The 16,668-nt window shown below is 60.4% G+C and carries 16 protein-coding genes; 4 read left to right on the forward strand and 12 right to left on the reverse strand.

Annotation, left to right across the window (positions count from 1 at the left end; all coding sequences use genetic code 11):
* Positions 1–228: 228 nt before the first annotated feature.
* The 9 genes from AAE029_RS35820 to AAE029_RS35860 form a co-directional block, all read right to left on the reverse strand.
* The gene (locus AAE029_RS35820) at positions 229–1,182 is read right to left on the reverse strand and encodes a sugar kinase (RefSeq protein ID WP_371077698.1); all 954 of its coding nucleotides are present in this window, start codon (positions 1,180–1,182) and stop codon (positions 229–231) included.
* Positions 1,179–2,237: an ABC transporter ATP-binding protein gene (locus tag AAE029_RS35825; RefSeq protein WP_371077699.1), complete on the reverse strand. Its 1,059-nt coding sequence runs from the start codon at positions 2,235–2,237 to the stop codon at positions 1,179–1,181. Before AAE029_RS35825 ends, AAE029_RS35820 begins: the two co-directional genes overlap by 4 nt.
* Positions 2,238–2,268: 31 nt before the next feature.
* The gene (locus AAE029_RS35830; protein ID WP_371077700.1) at positions 2,269–3,090 is read right to left on the reverse strand and encodes a carbohydrate ABC transporter permease; all 822 of its coding nucleotides are present in this window, start codon (positions 3,088–3,090) and stop codon (positions 2,269–2,271) included.
* A gap of 14 nt (positions 3,091–3,104) precedes the next feature.
* Positions 3,105–4,043: a carbohydrate ABC transporter permease gene (locus AAE029_RS35835; RefSeq protein WP_371077701.1), complete on the reverse strand. Its 939-nt coding sequence runs from the start codon at positions 4,041–4,043 to the stop codon at positions 3,105–3,107.
* Positions 4,043–5,374: an ABC transporter substrate-binding protein gene (locus AAE029_RS35840; RefSeq protein ID WP_371077702.1), complete on the reverse strand. Its 1,332-nt coding sequence runs from the start codon at positions 5,372–5,374 to the stop codon at positions 4,043–4,045. Before AAE029_RS35840 ends, AAE029_RS35835 begins: the two co-directional genes overlap by 1 nt.
* A 52-nt stretch (positions 5,375–5,426) precedes the next feature.
* A complete protein-coding gene (locus AAE029_RS35845) occupies positions 5,427–6,104 on the reverse strand; it encodes a GntR family transcriptional regulator (protein ID WP_371077711.1) in 678 nt (225 codons plus the stop codon).
* Positions 6,105–6,111: 7 nt separating this feature from the next.
* A complete protein-coding gene (locus AAE029_RS35850; protein WP_371077703.1) occupies positions 6,112–6,996 on the reverse strand; it encodes a dihydrodipicolinate synthase family protein in 885 nt (294 codons plus the stop codon).
* A 261-nt stretch (positions 6,997–7,257) separates the two neighbouring features.
* Positions 7,258–8,244 (reverse strand): sugar-binding protein, encoded by a 987-nt coding sequence (locus AAE029_RS35855; protein ID WP_371077704.1) that lies wholly within the window; start codon positions 8,242–8,244, stop codon positions 7,258–7,260.
* 48 nt (positions 8,245–8,292) lie between these two features.
* A complete protein-coding gene (locus AAE029_RS35860; protein ID WP_371077705.1) occupies positions 8,293–9,273 on the reverse strand; it encodes an NAD-dependent epimerase/dehydratase family protein in 981 nt (326 codons plus the stop codon).
* A gap of 241 nt (positions 9,274–9,514) precedes the next feature.
* Between AAE029_RS35860 and AAE029_RS35865 the strand changes: the two genes are divergently transcribed.
* Both AAE029_RS35865 and AAE029_RS35870 read left to right on the forward strand, forming a co-directional pair.
* Positions 9,515–10,258 carry an ATP-binding cassette domain-containing protein gene (locus tag AAE029_RS35865; protein WP_371077712.1) on the forward strand — a complete coding sequence of 248 codons (744 nt, stop codon included), beginning with the start codon at positions 9,515–9,517 and terminating at the stop codon, positions 10,256–10,258.
* A gap of 38 nt (positions 10,259–10,296) precedes the next feature.
* Complete coding sequence (locus tag AAE029_RS35870) at positions 10,297–11,295, forward strand: ABC transporter permease (RefSeq protein WP_371077706.1); 999 nt, start codon at positions 10,297–10,299, stop codon at positions 11,293–11,295.
* A gap of 24 nt (positions 11,296–11,319) precedes the next feature.
* Here AAE029_RS35870 and AAE029_RS35875 read toward each other — a convergent pair whose 3' ends face one another.
* From AAE029_RS35875 to AAE029_RS35885, 3 genes are all read right to left on the reverse strand, one after another.
* Positions 11,320–12,321, reverse strand: a complete 1,002-nt coding sequence (locus AAE029_RS35875; protein WP_371077713.1) for an HAD family hydrolase — start codon at positions 12,319–12,321, stop codon at positions 11,320–11,322.
* Positions 12,322–12,355: 34 nt separating this feature from the next.
* The gene (locus AAE029_RS35880; protein WP_371077707.1) at positions 12,356–12,541 is read right to left on the reverse strand and encodes a hypothetical protein; all 186 of its coding nucleotides are present in this window, start codon (positions 12,539–12,541) and stop codon (positions 12,356–12,358) included.
* Positions 12,542–12,684: 143 nt separating this feature from the next.
* Positions 12,685–13,956, reverse strand: coding sequence for an alpha/beta hydrolase (locus tag AAE029_RS35885; protein ID WP_371077708.1), 1,272 nt, complete (start codon positions 13,954–13,956; stop codon positions 12,685–12,687).
* Between the two features lie 284 nt (positions 13,957–14,240).
* Here AAE029_RS35885 and AAE029_RS35890 point away from each other — a divergent pair, with 284 nt between their 5' ends.
* A complete protein-coding gene (locus tag AAE029_RS35890; RefSeq protein WP_371077709.1) occupies positions 14,241–15,617 on the forward strand; it encodes a DUF1254 domain-containing protein in 1,377 nt (458 codons plus the stop codon).
* 79 nt (positions 15,618–15,696) lie between these two features.
* Positions 15,697–16,419 carry a phosphotransferase gene (locus AAE029_RS35895; protein ID WP_371077710.1) on the forward strand — a complete coding sequence of 241 codons (723 nt, stop codon included), beginning with the start codon at positions 15,697–15,699 and terminating at the stop codon, positions 16,417–16,419.
* The last annotated feature ends 249 nt before the right edge of the window (positions 16,420–16,668 follow it).

The following is a 16,668-nucleotide window of genomic DNA, read 5'->3' on the forward strand; positions in this document are numbered from 1 at the left end:
CCGACGCACGGCGGCTGGATTCCTGTGACAGGCACAGGAATGAGGGAAATTGGGGCAGCGTCCGTGCCAGACATCGCCATTGAGATCGTGGATGAGCAGGATTTGCCCTGGATACCATCCCTCGCGGAATCCCTATCCCGCCAATCAACACGGGACAACCTCCCGAAAGCTCACATCTAGTCTTCGCCCGCAAGAGACGAGCCGCCCGTCTCTCACGGCAGCACTGGATCAGCGTCGCAAACCCGACGCTGATCTCGCAATAACATCGGCCCGCGTCGGCGCGCCGATGCGGCCTCCGAAGATCTCGCATTTCAGCGCCGCAGCGACGCAGGACAGGCGCATCGCATCTGCAATGGGTTTGCCCTCCGCGATCGCGAGGGCAAAGGCGCCATGAAAAATGTCGCCGGCGGCAAGTGTGTCGACTGCCTTGATCGGGAGTGCCGGCAGATGGCTGACGCAGCCGGCGCGATCATCGAACCAGAAGCAGCCTTTCTCGCCCGCGGTTACGCTGACGAAGGCATGATTGAACCTGCGTCTCAGGATGGACACCATTGGTTCCGGATCAGTGTTCCCGGTCAGCCGCTGAGCTGCGGGCTCAGAGAAGACAATGTGGCTCGCCGCTTCGGCGAGCGGTTCGATGACACCGTCGGGAGCAACATCGCCATCGAGAATAGCCGGCTTTCCCAGTTCGCGAGCCACCCGCAACACCTGCAGTGCCAGTTGCCGCCAGCGGACGTCGACAAGCACGGCGTCGAAAGACGCAATGTCGGAATGCGCCACCGGTTTTGCCGCCTCATGAAGACGCGCGTCGTAGAAGGGAACGATCAGGCGCTCGCCGCGATCATCGATCAGAATGGTCGACAGCACAGAACGGGCGCCCGGCACCCGCACAATCCCGCCTGTGTCGATCCCGCATTCGGAGAGTTCAGTGATGATGCGCGCGCCCGCCTCGTCGTCGCCGACCGAGCCCCAGAGGCTTGCCTTCCCGCCCAGGCGAACGACCGCGTAGGCAGCGCTCGTCGCCATACCTTCCGCAATCTGCAGCATGTCATAGGGCAGGATCTTGCCCTGGCCGGTCGGCAATGAGCTGACACGGAACAGGGTGTCGAGTCCGACAGCGCCGACGCAAAGCACGCTACGCGGGCGGCCCGGAGGCGGATCGAGGGACTTGTCCTGCGTCAAAGCCGCTTGCCGGTCGATTTGTCGAAAAGATGGACAGCGTTCGGGTCGATCGCAATGCCGATCGTATCGCCGAAGTGGATATCGAGACGTTCCCGGAAGAGGCAGGAGATCTGGTCGCCCTGACAATCGAGCTTCGCAAAGATTTCAGAGCCCGTGCCCTCGACGATTTCCACCTTGCCGTTGATGCCGGCAGAGGAGGCGCGGATGTGCTCCGGACGGATACCGTAGACGAGTTGCCTGCCGCCATATTCAGCGGTGGGGAGGCCGTTCGGCAGGGGCAGGACGAGACCCTTGTCGCTGCGGAAGATACCTTCCTCGATCCGCCCGTCGATGAAATTCATGGCGGGAGAACCGATGAAGCCCGCGACGAAGAGGTTGGCTGGGCGATCGTAGAGCTCCAGCGGAGCGCCGACCTGCTCGATCAGGCCGTCGTGAAGGACGACGATCTTGTCCGCCATCGTCATCGCTTCCACCTGATCGTGCGTCACGTAGATGGTCGTGGTGCCGATCCGCTGATGCATGGCCTTGATCTCTCCGCGCATCTGCACGCGCAGCTTCGCATCGAGGTTGGAAAGCGGCTCGTCGAAGAGAAAGACCTGCGGATCGCGCACCAGGGCGCGGCCCATGGCGACGCGCTGGCGCTGGCCGCCGGAGAGCTGGCGCGGATAACGATCGAGCAACTTCTGAAGGCCGAGGATCGCCGCCGCGCGGTTGACCCGTTCGGCCGTTTCCGTCGGATTGGCCTTCTTCAGCTTCAGCGCAAAGCCCATATTGTCGGCGACCGTCATATGCGGATAGAGCGCATAATTCTGGAACACCATGGCAATATCCCGGTCGCGGGCCGGCAGGTTGCTGACCTCACGCGCACCGATATGGATCTCGCCATCCGAGACTTCCTCGAGCCCCGCGATCATGCGCAGCAGTGTGGACTTGCCGCAGCCCGAGGGGCCGACGAGCACGACGAATTCTCCGTCGGCGATATCGACGCTGATGTCGTGGATGACCTTGATGTGGCCGAAGCGCTTCTGGACGTTCTGTATGTTTACGGGTGCCATGGATTTGATCCTGTCCTGAATTTCCGAGGTCTCAGCCGCCCTTGACGGCGCCGGCAGTCAGGCCTGCAACGATCTGCCTCTGGGCGAACATGGTCAGCACCAGGACGGGCAGGGTGACGATCAATGCTGCTGCGGCAAGCGGACCCCAGCTCACTTGTTCGAAGGAAAGCATGTTGTAGACGGCGACCGGCAGGGTGCGCGTTTCACGGCTCGCAAGCACGATGCCGAAGACGAAGTTGTTCCACGAGAAGATGACCGAGAGAATGAAGGCGACGACGATGCCGGGGCGGGCGATCGGCAGGGCCACGAGGCGGAAGACCTGCCATGACGTGGCGCCATCGATGCTGGCGGCTTCCTCCAGTTCCATCGGTGTCGTCTCAAAATAGCCGATCATAATCCAGACGACGATCGGCACGGTGACGACGAGGTGGATGATGATCTGCGGCCAGAGCGTTCCGAGAAGGTTGAGCCACTGGAAGAGCAGGAAGAGGGGAATGAGGAAGGAGAGACCCGGCGTCATGCGTGCGATCATGATGACGACGGCCGATCTTTCGGCCTTAAGCCGCGCGATGCCGTAGCCGGCCGGAACTCCGATCACGAGGGCAAGCAGCGTCGCGGCACCCGTGACGAGAATGGAGTTCCAGAAATAGAGAAAGAAATTATTCTCCTCGAAGACCTTCGCGTAGTTCGACCAGGCGAAGCGCTCGGGGATAAAGATCGGCGGGTAGGCGCCGTTATCGATCTCGTATTTGAGCGAGAGCGAGATCATCCAGAGGAAGAAGAGGATGACGGGAGAAACCATCACCAGCGCGACGAAGAACAGGCCGAGGCGATCGAGCGTCTTTCTTTTCATCAATGACCTCTTCATCAACGGGACTCCACATCCGACCAGTTCGTGCGCTGCCTGACCATCAGCAGGATGAAGGAGAGCGCCACGATGATGACGAAGAAGACGACGGCCATAGCCGAGCCGTAGCCGATGTCGTAATAGGCAAAGGCGGTGTTATAGAGATAGATGTTGATCGTTTCCGAGGCCGTTCCCGGCCCGCCCTGGGTCATGGCATAGATGATGTCGAAGCTCTTCACCGCATCGATGCTGCGGATGATGACGGCAATCATCAGGAAGGGCGCGATCATTGGCAGGGTGAGGTAGCGGAACTTCTGCCAGGCATTGGCGCCGTCGATCTCTGCGCTTTCATAGGGTTCGCGGGGAACGGCCGCGAGCCCGCCCAGCACGATCAGCATGACGAGCGGCGTCCATTGCCAGGTCTCGACCAGAACCAGCGACGGGATGACGCTCGCCTGGTTGTAGATCCATTCCAGCGGTCCGATGCCTACGAAGGAGAGCAGGTAGTTCAGCACGCCAAGCTGCGGGTGGAACATCATGGTCCAGACCAGCGCGATGGCGACCGGGGTCGCCATCATCGGCATGACGAAGACGCCGCGCAGAAAGCCGCGTAGCGGAAACTGCGCGTCGAAGATGAGGGCGGCGAGCGTCCCGAGGAAGAGGGGCGCCACCACCGACAGCACCGTATAGAGCATCGTATGCCACAGCGATTCCCAGAACCGGGCATCGGTCGCCAGACGGGCATAGTTGTCCAGACCGGCGAAGACCTGCGACCCACCGAGCGTCCAGCTGTTCACGCTCATCCAGAGGGTGAAGACCCACGGAAAAACGATGACGGCGGCGATGACGATCAGCGCGGGAACGACGAAGGGCCAGTAATTGGGAGCAAGCCGGCTGCGCTTGCTCCTCCTTTCCTTTCCCCTGATCGCTGCGGCGGTTTCGATGCTCACGGAGGCCATTATCCCTCGCTTCGTGCCAGTACGGGTTCGAACTGGGCCGTTGCTGTCTTCAGTTCCGTCGCCGGGTCGGCGCCGCCAATCATGTTGGTGAGGCCGACGCCGTAAATGTCGCGGAACTCGGTGACCGGAATGATGACCGGCAGGGCGAGCTGCGAGACCTTGCCCGAGCCGACGACGGCATCGAGCCATTCGCCCGGCATGGTGACGCCTTCGCGGACCTTCTTGTCTTCGAGGACCGACTGACGGAACGGGACGCCGGCGCCGGCCTGCAGCAGGCGTGCGCCCATCTCATGCGAGATGACCCACTGGCAGAAGAGATAGGCGGCTTCCTTCTTCTGGCTGGCGGCCGTCACGCCGATACCGTCGCCGAAGGTCCCGGCAGCCTGCGTCTTTGGTCCCTTTGGTATGACGCCGTAGCCAACCTGACCGACGACGCGGGACTTTTCCGGATTTTCGATCGGAGGGGCGAATCCGACGCCGTCGAGCCACATGCCGATCTTGCCCTGCAGGAAGGCCGATTGCGATTCCGCCCAGTTGAAGCCGGATACGCCGGGAGGTGCGGCCTTCGTCATCAGCCGCTGATAGAGCTTGGCGGCTTCGACAGCTTCATCCGAAGTGGTCCTGAGCTTGCCGTCCGGGCCGATCGGCGTCATGCCGTAACCGAGCATCAGGGTCGTCCAGACCGGCGTATTGGCGTTCTTCAGACCGCGGGCAACGAAGCCGTAGGTATTGCTGGAAGCATCGGTCAGCGCTTCGGCGGCGTTGGCCATTTCCTCGAAGCTCGTCGGATAGGAAAGCCCCTTCTTTTCGAAGAGCGCCTTGTTCCAATAGACGATCCAGTAGTCGACCGAGAAGGGCAGGGAGCGAAGCACGCCGTTGGAATCCTTGGCGAACTGCAGGCCCGCTTCGGCGAAATCGCTTTCCACGAGCGACGGATCGGTCAGCGACGGATCCTTCAGGAAGCCGCTGATGTCGGCGAGCCAGCCGCCCTTTTCGAACTGGCGCTTCTGGACGTGGTAGCTCAGATGCACAACGTCGAAGCTCGGCTTGCCGGAGCTCAGTTCGATCGTCGTCTTCTGGCGCTGCTGTTGTTCCGGCGTTGCCTCGGCATTGACCTTGATGCCGGTCAGTTCCTCGAATTCGCTCAGATACTTGATGATAATCTCGCTGCGCGGGCTCTTGACCAGGTTCACTTCCAGCGTCGTGCCGGCAAAGCGCTTCCAGTCGACGGCGGCCGATGCGCTGCGGGCGCCGAGAAGCCCCGCGGCACCGATCGCCGCCGTACCTTTCAGGAAGTTGCGGCGCGTGGGATTCCATAAAGATGTCGGCATTTCATTCCTCCTTGTTGTCACCGGAAATCTCCTCACCTCCGGCTTGTCGTTTTTAAATTCTCAGGGCGCGGTCCCTGGCGTGGTTGATATGCGCCTCCAGACTGCTGACGGCCTCCTCCACCGAGCGTCTCTCGATGGCCTCGAGGACCTTCAGGTGTTCGCCCATGACCGGGCCGACGCGACCTTCGATGCGGAAACGTTCCTGGCCGATCAGGCGCATCTTGATCGAATTCACACGATAGGCGTTCGAGATGATCTTGTTGCCGAGGGCATCGATGAAGGCGTCGTGCATGCCCCAGTCGATGGCTTGAGCGCGATTTTCGAGCTCAGGCGATGCATCGCCGTTGCGGATTGCATCGGCGATATCGCGATGCTGCTTTACGAGCTGCGCAATCGTTTCATCCGAAGCGGAGCGAGTGAAAAGGGCGACAGCCTCCTTCTCCAGGAAAAGGCGCAACTGGTAGGCCTCGCGGATCAGGTCGAGATCGATATGCGCGATCTGCAGCCCGCGTTGCGGCACGGTCTTGATCAGCCCCTCTGCTTCCAGCCGCGGAATGAGTTCGCGGATGGCGCCCAGCGTTAGCCCCGTCAGTTCGACGAGCCGGCGCTGCGAGACGAATTGGCCGGGCCGCACATCTCGCGCAAGCAGATGCCGGGTAAAGCTTTCATAGGCTTTCTCCCGCAGCGTCGGCTGTTCGTCTATGCGATCCATGGGCTCCCCCTCGTACATGGCCTTCTTAAGCGGCCCTGGATCGGAAGAGAGCATCGAAGGCCTGCGCGAGCTGATTCCGTCCTTCGCCGGATATTGAAACGAGTGGCGGACGAACCGCAAGCCACAATTCATCGCCGGTAAGCCGGGCGACCATTGCCTTGACTGCGGGCGTCACCGGATATTTCAGCAATTCGACGACGAAATCCTCGACAGCGGCATCGTCCCTGCCTTCTTCTGCCATGAGCTTGACCTCGCGGGGCAGAAAATTCGCCATACCAGATATCGCGCCCTGGCCGCCCATGCGCACGCCCTTTGCGAGATGACGTTCGTCGCCGATCAGGATGATGAGGTGGCCATGCGCACGCAGCAGAGATTCGGTGAACGGCCAGTCCCCCGAGGAATCCTTCACGCCCGTGACGATGGCGGGAAATGCCGCGCGCAGCCGCCCGATCAGCGCGACCGAAAGCGGGACCATGGTCACCGAGGGGATGTTGTAGACGATGATGTCGCGCGCCCGGTCACCCAGCAGAGTGAAGACTGCGGAGAACCAGGCAAAGAGGCCGTCGTCGCTGACATTCTTGAAGTAGGACGGAGGGGCCAGCAGGACATTGCGCACGCCGCGCGAGAGCGCGTGGCCAGCCTGTGCTGCGGCATCTTCGGCGGCATCGACCAGCACGCCCATGACGATCTCGCGCGCCTCGATATCGGCGTCAAGAAAGGCGGCGAGAACATGCTCGCGCTCCTGCGTTCCGATCGAGGATCCTTCGCCCGTCGTGCCGAAAAGGGTGACGCTTGTGCAACCGGCTGCGAGGCAGCGCCGGGCCTGGCCGATCATAGCATCGACCGCAATGTTGCCGGCAACGTCAAACGGCGTGGCGAGGGCAACCGAAAGCCCGAATCTCTGTCCCAAGTGCAATCCTCCCTCACTGGCAATATCAGTCGTAACAAACTGACATGTTAGTTGTAGAGCAGTAACCTTTTTGGAGTCAAGTGCCATTGAGCACGATAGCGATGGATCCTGCGATACGCTGCTATGCTGAGGAAAGGGGGCCGGGCTTCGGAAACATTCGGCGCTGTTCGGTAGTTCAAACGAACGCCCGAACGTGCTTCTGCGCCCAAGTACATCAACTTGGACGCAGAATGCTCTAGCCGAACGCTCCAGACAGTAGTCCTATTTCTGAATGCAGGTGTCGACCGTGTCCTTGGTGCATTCGTCGAGGCCGGTGAACACCGGATCATCGACCGGCTTGCCGGCGATCAGGTCCATCATGACGGACGGTGCCTTGTAGCCCATCTCGAAAGGCCGTTGGCCGACGAGCGCGGTTACCAGGCCTTCGCGTGCGATCGCCACTTCGTCGCCGATGGTGTCGGCGGCACCGATGACGAAATCGTTGCTGGCGATACGCTCGGCCATGGGCTTGAACAGATCGCGGTAGGGCTGCGGCGCGCCGAACAGCGGCCAGCCTCCCTCGATCGCGAAAGCATCGAGATCCGGATTGGCGGCAAGGATATCGGTCATCGCCTGAACGCCCTTGGCGCCGTCGTCATTGGTAAAGACCGGGCAGCCTGCGACTTCGGTCCAGCCACCTTCACCCTTGAGCGCCGTCAGGCCCTTCTGTCCGGTCAGCGTATCCCGCGTGCCCTGGGCGCGGCGCAGAATGTTGTCGGCGCCGGGATTGCCTTCGATCAGGCATATTTTCCCGCCATTGGGCTTGGCCTTCTTGATGTATTCACCGATGCGAACACCCATCAGGTAGTTGTCGGTTCCAAGATAGGTCTTGCGCAGAGCCGAGTCTTCGGCGGCCAGGTCAGCGTCGACCGTCATCACCGGGATCGACGGATTGGCGGTCTTGAGGGTCTGGGCGATAAGCTTTGCGTTTGACGGCGAGATTGCGATTGCAGCCGTATCGGCCTTGCCGAGCATGTCCTGAACGATCTGCGCCTCTCCTGCCTCATCGGAGGTCGATGCCGGACCGGTGTAGAAGCATTCATATTCCGAGTCCGCGTTTTCCTTGTTCCACTTCTGGCAACCCTGGTTGATCGCCTCGAAGAACGGGTTGTCGAGGCCTTTCACCACGATGACGAGCTGCTTCTTGGCAAAGGCATCCCCCGCGGCAAGTGCCAGCACTGCGGCGGCAAGCAATAATGTTTTCCTCATTGATTCCTCCCTCTTGAAACAGACGGACACGGCGTGTCCGCCATGCGATCAACCCGGATACCAGACGATGCGTGGATCATTCCGTGGCCGTTCGTATTGCCAGGCCGAGTCGATAAGCATTTCCAGATCGTATTTGGGTCGCCAGTCCAGCAGGTACTTGGCCTTGCTGTTGTCCATCCAGTTCGAATGGTACCGGCTTGGTATGTCGATGGAATCGAGGCCACGCGTGCGGGCAAGGTAAGCGGCGACCTCCCCATAATCGACCGGTCGATCCATGCAGATGTTGAAGAGCTCTCCTTCGGCGCGCGGATTGTCGATCGCTGAAAGGATTGCCGAGACGAGATCATCGACATGCACGAAATTGCGTTTCAGCGGGCGTCCGTCGGCATCGCGCAGCAGAGGCAGCGTTCCCTTGCGGGCATAACGCTCGGCGTCGGCCTCCGGAACCAGCGTTTTCCAGTCAGGACCGCCGAATACGTCGTTGCCGAAGGATAAGCTGTATTTGAAGTCGTCCTTCTCCATGATCCAGGGCGCCCGAAGGCAGCAGCCGTTGATGCCGTATTGGATCGTGAACTGCTCCAGCATCACCTCTTCCAGCACCTTCGACAGGGCGTAACACCCTGGATAGGCCTGGTGGCGCGCATGCTCGGTAATCGGACCGTCGTGGCGATAATAGAAATGGCCGATCCCGGCATCACCGCCGATGAGGATGAACTGGCGCGCGGTCGCGCTTGTGCGGAATTCCTCGAGAAGCCAGAAGAGACCCTTGACCGTCACGTCCATGACGTCGTCGGGCGTCTCCTTGCAGGTGGCAAGGTGCAGGACATGGGTGACTCCGGCAAGCGCTGCAGTCACCACATTCCGATCCGCGATCGAGCCGCGCGTCACCTCGACACGGTCGCTTTCAGGGCACAGCCGGTTATGGCAAAGCGCGCGGATGCGCGCTTTGGAAAACCGCGGATCGTCAAGCAGCTCGGCGATGAAATGCTGCCCGACCTTGCCCGTCGCTCCGGTGACAAGGATCAGCATGCCCCCTTCCTCCGTAAACAGCTAATATTCTCGCGCTTCGCTCGTCAACGAGTATTTGTCTTTGCAAAACAATTTTTTGAGGTAGTTGAGACCAATTCATCGGGCGATTGATTGACGCTCTCACAAGGTTTTGCATAAATATAAGCTATCGCTTTTCTAGGAGCAGATCGGAGAAGCGAAACCGTGGTCCGAGCGAGCACGGGCATTATTCCAAGCCGGCAGGGTTCGGGAGGCTAGAAGGCTGGTGGCGGTTCTCGAGCTTACAAACATTTCCAAGCATTTCGGTGCGATCCAGGCCGTCAACGACGTTTCGTTTTCGCTGGAGGCAGGACAGGTCGTCGGCCTCATGGGTGACAACGGCGCCGGCAAGTCGACATTGGTCAAGATGATCGCCGGAAACTTCCGGCCGAGCCATGGAACGATGCAGCTCGATGGCGCCGATCTCGTGCTCCATCGTCCGGTGGAGGCGCGGCAGCATGGCATCGAGATCGTCTATCAGGATCTGGCGCTCTGCAACAATCTGACGGCGGCGGCGAACGTCTTTCTCGGACGCGAGCTCAGGTATGGAATCGGTCCCCTGAGGGTGCTGGACTACAAGGCGATGTACAAGCGGGCCGGGCAGATCTTCAGGGAGCTGAAGTCGGAAACGCGGCCGCGCGATCTCGTCAAACAGATGTCGGGCGGGCAGCGGCAGGCGGTGGCGATCGCCCGCACCATGCTGTCCGAGGCGAAGATCGTACTGATGGACGAGCCCACGGCGGCGATCTCGGTTCGCCAGGTGGCGGAAGTGCTGAACCTGATCCGCCATCTGCGCGACCGCGGCATCGCCGTCATCCTCATCAGCCATCGCATGCCTGATGTCTTCGACGTCGCCGACCGGGTCATCGTGATGCGGCGAGGCAGAAAGGTTGCCGACAAGCCGATTGCAACAAGTTCGCCGGAAGAAGTCACGGGGCTCATCACCGGCGCTATCGAACAGGTCTGAGACGGTCAGCGCGTTTCGCGAAGAAAAGAAGGTCGACAATGGCAATTACCCTGGACCGGACGATCGAGCAGAAGCAACACAGCTGGCTTGCCGCCATATTGGGAAGCCAGACCTTCTGGGTGCTGATCGCCGTCATTCTCGCCTGTCTTTTCCTGTCCATTGCGACGGATTCCTTCGCGACCGCCAAGAACCTCTACAATATCACCCGGAATGTCACCTTCGTCGCCATTATCGCTCTCGGAATGACGATGGTGATCATCACCGGCGGCATCGACCTGTCGGTGGGGTCCGTGCTTTGTCTGTGCAGCATGGTGCTCGCGGTGGTCATGCATGCCGGCTACAGCATCGAGATCGGTATCGCGGCCTCGATCGGCACCGCACTCCTGATCGGCGCCTTCAACGGCATATTGATCGCCTATCTCGGTTTTCCGCCTTTCGTCGTGACGCTTGGCATGCTGTCGATCGCGCGCAGCATTGCCATGGTTGCCTCCAACAACACCGTGGTTTTCCAGTTCGGACCTGACCATGACAAGCTGCTGGCGCTCGGCGGCGGCGCCTGGCTGTTCGGCATCGCCAATCCGGTTATTTACATGATCGTGCTGGCGCTGATCACCGGCTTCCTGCTGCGCTGGACCAGGTTCGGCCGCTATATCTTCGCGATCGGCGGCAATGAGCAGGCGGCGACGCTCACGGGTGTGCCGGTCAGAAAGATCAAGGTTGCAGTCTACATGATATCGGCCCTTTCGGCAGGGCTCGCCGGCATCATTCAAACGGGCTGGCTCGGCGCCGTCACCACCAATATCGGCGCCGGCATGGAACTTCAGGTCATTGCGGCCGCCGTTATCGGCGGCGCCAATCTTGCCGGCGGGGTCGGCACCGCCTTCGGTGCGCTGATCGGGGCGGCGCTCATCGAGGTGATCCGCAACAGCCTCGGCCTGCTCGGTATCAACGCCTTCTGGCAAGGGACCTTCATCGGCGGCGCGATCGTGCTTGCCGTGCTGTTCGATCGGATCCGCAATTTCCGACAGAGTGAGTAGCTGGTTTACCGCCAAGTGGTCGGACTACTGGTCGAAGGCATAGACCTTTTTCCAATCGGCTTTCATGTCGACGACCAACCAGTTCCGGCTCATCGCTTCATCGAGCGCCTTGTCGAGCTTTCCGAATTCGGACTGGCGATCGTAGGCGTATTCGCGCACGCGGTCCGTGTGGTGGACGACCATGGCGAAGCCGTGCGGGTTGCCGCTCGTCACCCAGCGCAGCATTTCAGAGTCCCCGTCCGAATTCCCCGCCGCGAAGATCGGGCGTCGGCCGATGAACATGTTGATGCCGACTGGTTTGCCGGGACCGTCGTCCACGAAGTCCATTTTGGGCAAGCGCCGGAGGACCGGGACATCGCCCACGAGGTCGTATTCGGTTGCGATCGTGCTGCCGACGACCTGCTCCGGTGGAATTCCGTACATCTTCTCGGTCATCGGCCGCATGAACTCGATTCCGCCGCCGGAGACGACGTAGGTCTTGAAGCCGTTGGCGCGCAGATAGTCGAGAACCTCCCGCATGGGCAGGAAGGTAATCTCGTTATAGGGACGTTTGAAGCGGGGATGGCGCGCGGTTGCAAACCAGTCGCTGACGATCTTCTCAAAATCCTCGTTGGTCATGCCGGCGTGGGTTGCCATAACGAGTTCAACCATTCCCTTCTCGCCACCTTTGGCGACGCCCTTCAAATCTCCGGCGAGAATCGACTTGAACGGCTCCTTCTCCTTCCACTCGGGATGCTGGGGTGCAAGCACCTTTACCCGGTCGAGCACGAAGCCGAGCTGAAAGTAGTATGGCTGCTCCGACCACAGGGTCCCGTCATTATCGAAGACGGCGATCCGCGCCTCGGGCTTTACATATTCGGGGTTTTTCTCGTCGGTGACCCTCGAAACGAAGTCGATGATCGCCTGCTTTGACTTGCCGTCATTCCAGGACGGCAGGTCCTCGGCGACGGCCGCGAGAGGCGCGGAGAGCACGAGCAGCAACAGGGCTAAAGCGCGTGCCAAGGAATATCCGCTAGCCGCGCGCATGCGAGGAACCGCAATCATGACAACCTCCCTGAGGTCAGACGGAAACTCTCTTCACGCAACGAAAGCCGACATGGCTCGTCGACGTATCTTCGGGCTCGGATGACGGGCGGCCACCCATCACGAAAGTCAGACGCGGAATCCAGATCAGGTCTCCAGCATTGGGCTCGCGAGCCAGCACCGGTTCAATCGTCTGCGCTTGCTTCGCCTGAAAGGCTGCCATGGCAATCGCCCTCGAACTTCGCCTGCCTGACATCTGATAGATGCCGGCTATGTTCCAGTATTCCAGAGGTTGCGTAAATCATGAAGTACGTTATGGCTAAAAACGCTTGGCAGATACGTCGCCAGCCGCGCTCGCTCTCGTGATCAGTTCGTCAGCGGCTTGGGCTGTTGATCGGAACTGAGGGTCTCGCCGATCTTGTCGGCGGATCTGCGCGGCTGCTGCGCATGCTCGACGGCCGTGAGTGGCGCGGTCACCGTCGTCGCCGCGACTGTGCCGACCGTCCTCGTCGTTCCAGCGACGATCGCCGTGATGCCGTCCCCAAGGGTGAAGTCCTGATCCGTCAGCGTCTGGCCGGTCACAAGCCGCCTGCCGATCAACTGCACGATTTCAGGACTCTCCGCGAATTTTCCATGGCGAAGGCTATCCTCCGTCCTCACCTTTGTCAGGTCGATCGCGGTGATGCCGGCCCGCTCCAGCTTGGTACGATAGGGTTCGTCGGCGGGATTGATTGCTCCGAGACGGGAGATGTCCCCCGATATCAGCCTCGACATGGCGAGCGCGCGGTCGTCCTGCGAGACGAAGATCGTAAATTTCGGCCGGGGCGTGCCCATCTCGACGTACTGCTTGGCAAAGACGTCAATGTCGATGTCAGGAGAGGCAAGGATGACGTTGTGGATCTTGGGGTCGACATGCCCGTCCCGGATACCCATCTGGCGGAGGGCTTCCATCGTAAGCCAGGTTCCCATGGAGTGGGCGAGAATGGTGACGTCGGTCACCTGTGGTGAGCTCGCAAGCGTGTGCAGCACCTGTTCGAAGGCGGTCCTCGAATAATTCGTGCTTTCCTTGTCATAGACATAGTCGAGCACGCGGGCACGCGACGGCCAGGTAAACAGCATCGGCGTAACCTTCGCACCGGAATCATGGACGATCTGCGCCAGACGGAAGACCGAATCCTCGTAGCGGTTGTTGAAGCCGTGCACGAAGACCAGGACATGCCCGCCGACGGTGTGCTGACGAAACCACGCCTGACGTTCCGGAACTGTGTCGAGCTCCTGGACATGCGTCACGGCGAAATCCGTCTTTGGATTGGGCGGCAGCCGGCGTGGCCATTGCACGGTGCCGGAACTCCGTCGCGTGTCCGGCGGTATCGATACGCTGATATCGGTGACAGTCAAATCCGGGTTTCTCTCGCCGGAAAAGAGGGTGGCCGGATCGCCCGACGGTTGACGGGTCGTCCCCACGAGCATGGTGACCGTCGAGGATCCGGGTACCGGCGGGTTCACTGCAACAGGCGCCATCACGCCTCTCGGTCCGCCGCAGGCGGAAAGAAGGAGAAGGACGGCCAGCGCTCCGATCGATATCAGGTTCGGCTTTCTGAACCGAGGCCCTGAGGGGCGCACAGCAGCTAGATGCATCAGCAGTTTCCGATCGCTGTCGACTTCAGTGGCGAAAGCTTACCGGGCACTCTCGGAATCTGAAGTACGTAACGGTTACAAGCTGGTATTGTTGGCCTAGGTTCATCGAAGCCGTGACGGCCAATCGGCCGGCTGTTTGCATCGCCGTCTTGGCGCGGCATGTTCGTCCGCTCGCGGAAACGATAGCGTTAACAGTAACGTACTTGTTGCGATCGCCCTTGCATCGATACTCGAAGCAGCCATGGGCACGGCGGACATCTTGATCTTCAAGAGGGGGCCAATCGATGTACGGAGTGTTTCGGTTGTTGGCGGCCGTTGCGGGCATCCTCGTAGTATCGGCGAGCGCTTTCGGTCAGATGCCGAGTCCTCAGGAAGCGCGCGAAATAGCCAGGGAAGCCTATATCTATTCCTATGCGCCGATCATGAGCTATCAGACCTGGTGGAAGCAGGCGACACAGCCGGATGCTCCGGAATATGTGGGCGGCTTCAACGTTTTTCGTCATTACGCCGAAGCATTCACGCCCGAAAACAGGGACATCGTAACGCCGAACAACGATACACCCTATTCCTGGGCGTGGCTCGACCTTCGGGCGGAGCCGGTCGTGCTCAGCGTTCCCGCAGTTCCGAGCGATCGCTATTACGTCATGCAGCTCATCGATCTCTTCACCTATAATTTCGGATATATCGGTGTCCGCTCGACGGGCTTTGCGGCTGGAAATTACCTGATTGCCGGACCGAACTGGCAAGGCGAAACGCCCAAGGAAATAGCGAAGGTCTTCAAGGCGGAGACGGAGATCGTGGGAGTTCTCGGCCGCACCTCGCTCAACGGTCCGGACGACGTCAAGAACGTCAAGGCGATCCAGGCGGAATACAAGCTTAAGCTGCTCAGCGACTTCCTGCGCAAGCGGACGCCGCGCCCGAAGCCGATCCAGTTCCCCGACTTCGATCCGGAAAAGGCTGCCAATCACGATTTCATCGGCTACATCAACTTCCTGCTGCAGTTCGCACAGCCGCCCGTGCCGGAGGAGACGGAATTGATGGCGAAATTCGCGAGAATCGGCATCGGCCCCGGCAGGGAATGGGATGCGCGACGGATCGACCCGGCGCTGCTGGTGGCAATCGACAAGGGTGTCGACGACGCCAAGGCCGAAATGGCGGCTGCGGCCAAGACGACACTCAGCTTGAACGGCCTGTTCGGAACCCGTGAGTTCATTCATGGCGACTACATGAAGCGCGCGATGGGCGCGAAACTCGGCCTTTACGGAAACTCGATCGAAGAGACCTGGTATGGCGGTTTCATCGGCGACGGCTCGAAGGACATGGTGCTCCATTTCCCACCCGGACAGCTACCGCCCGCCAGATTCTTCTGGTCGCTCACGCTCTACACGCTTCCCGACCGTTTCCTCTACGCAAATCCGATCGACCGTTACTCGATCGGAGACCGCACCCAGGGCCTTCAATTCGCCGACGACAAGTCGCTCACGATCTATCTCACCCATCAATCGCCGGGAAAGGACAGGGAGTCCAACTGGCTGCCGACCCCGGCAGGCGCCTATAGCCTGGTCGCTCGTATCTACGGTCCCGAGAAAGCGGCGCTCGATGGCACGTGGAAGCTTCCGGCGCCCGCTCCGATGGAAAAATCACAGTCCGGTGCGCGCTGAGCGACCGCAGGAGGCGGGGCTACAAAAGGCCTGCAGGCAGCCGTTTCTACCGCAGCGAGAATCCTATAATCTCGTCGGCATGACCGACACAGAAACTCCGTTGATTGGCGGACGTATTGTAACCGGCGTGGTGCGCTTCGGTGATACCGTTCGCCGACCTATATGGAGGGACCAGTCCAACGCGCACGCGTTACTTTTGCATCTGGAGAACCAGGGTTTTGACGGCACGCCGCGGTTTTTCGGAATCGATGAGCAGAACCGTGCAATCCTGAGCTTTCTTCCCGGGGAAGTTCCACGTGACCTCGATCACTTCACCGATACCCAGCTTGCGGCTGCAGGAGCCCTCTTGCGGCGGTTCCACGACACGACCGCCGGATTTCCCCTCGTCAGGCAGCGGGATGCCGAGGTTATTTGTCACAATGATTGGGGACCGCCCAACGCGGTTTTCCGTGACGGCCTGCCCTACGGGATGATCGACTTCGACACGATCGAACCTGGCCTACGCCTCTGGGATTTGGGTTACTCCGCCTTTGCCTGGCTCGATCTTGGCAATAGCGACTATTCAGGCGATGAGCAGGTCCGACGCTTGTTCGTTTTTGGCGAAGGGTACGGAAAGCCGGAATGCTCGCCGGCTCAGATCGCTGCCTACGCAGTCGCGCGTCAGACGGCGCTTGCAAGTTGGGGAAGGGCGCAAGGCAAGTTCGAGATGGCAGACTGGGCTGCGTCGGCTGCGGTATGGACCGTTCTTAATGTGACCAAGCAACTTCTTCCAACCGGATATGAGCTCAGTTCGCGTGCCTAATGCATGTCGCGCAAAACTGTGCAGCGGTTTTTGCGGTACCACATGCATGAAAACAACAGGCTTTAGCTGTGAACTCTCTGGAGGTTGTCCGTGCTGATCGGTGAGGTGGGATTTCCGTGAGGGCCTCCACAGGGCAATCCCGCCAGTCCACGATCTCATTGTTGGTTGTTTGGCGCCGGCGTCGCCTCATCTCTCCTCATCAAGTCAGTTTATGCTGGGTGAGAGCCGCCCGTGCTCCGATTACCGCTT

The sequence above is a fragment of the Sinorhizobium sp. CB7 genome, from assembly GCF_041357635.1.
Classification (GTDB): Bacteria; Pseudomonadota; Alphaproteobacteria; order Rhizobiales; family Rhizobiaceae; genus Rhizobium.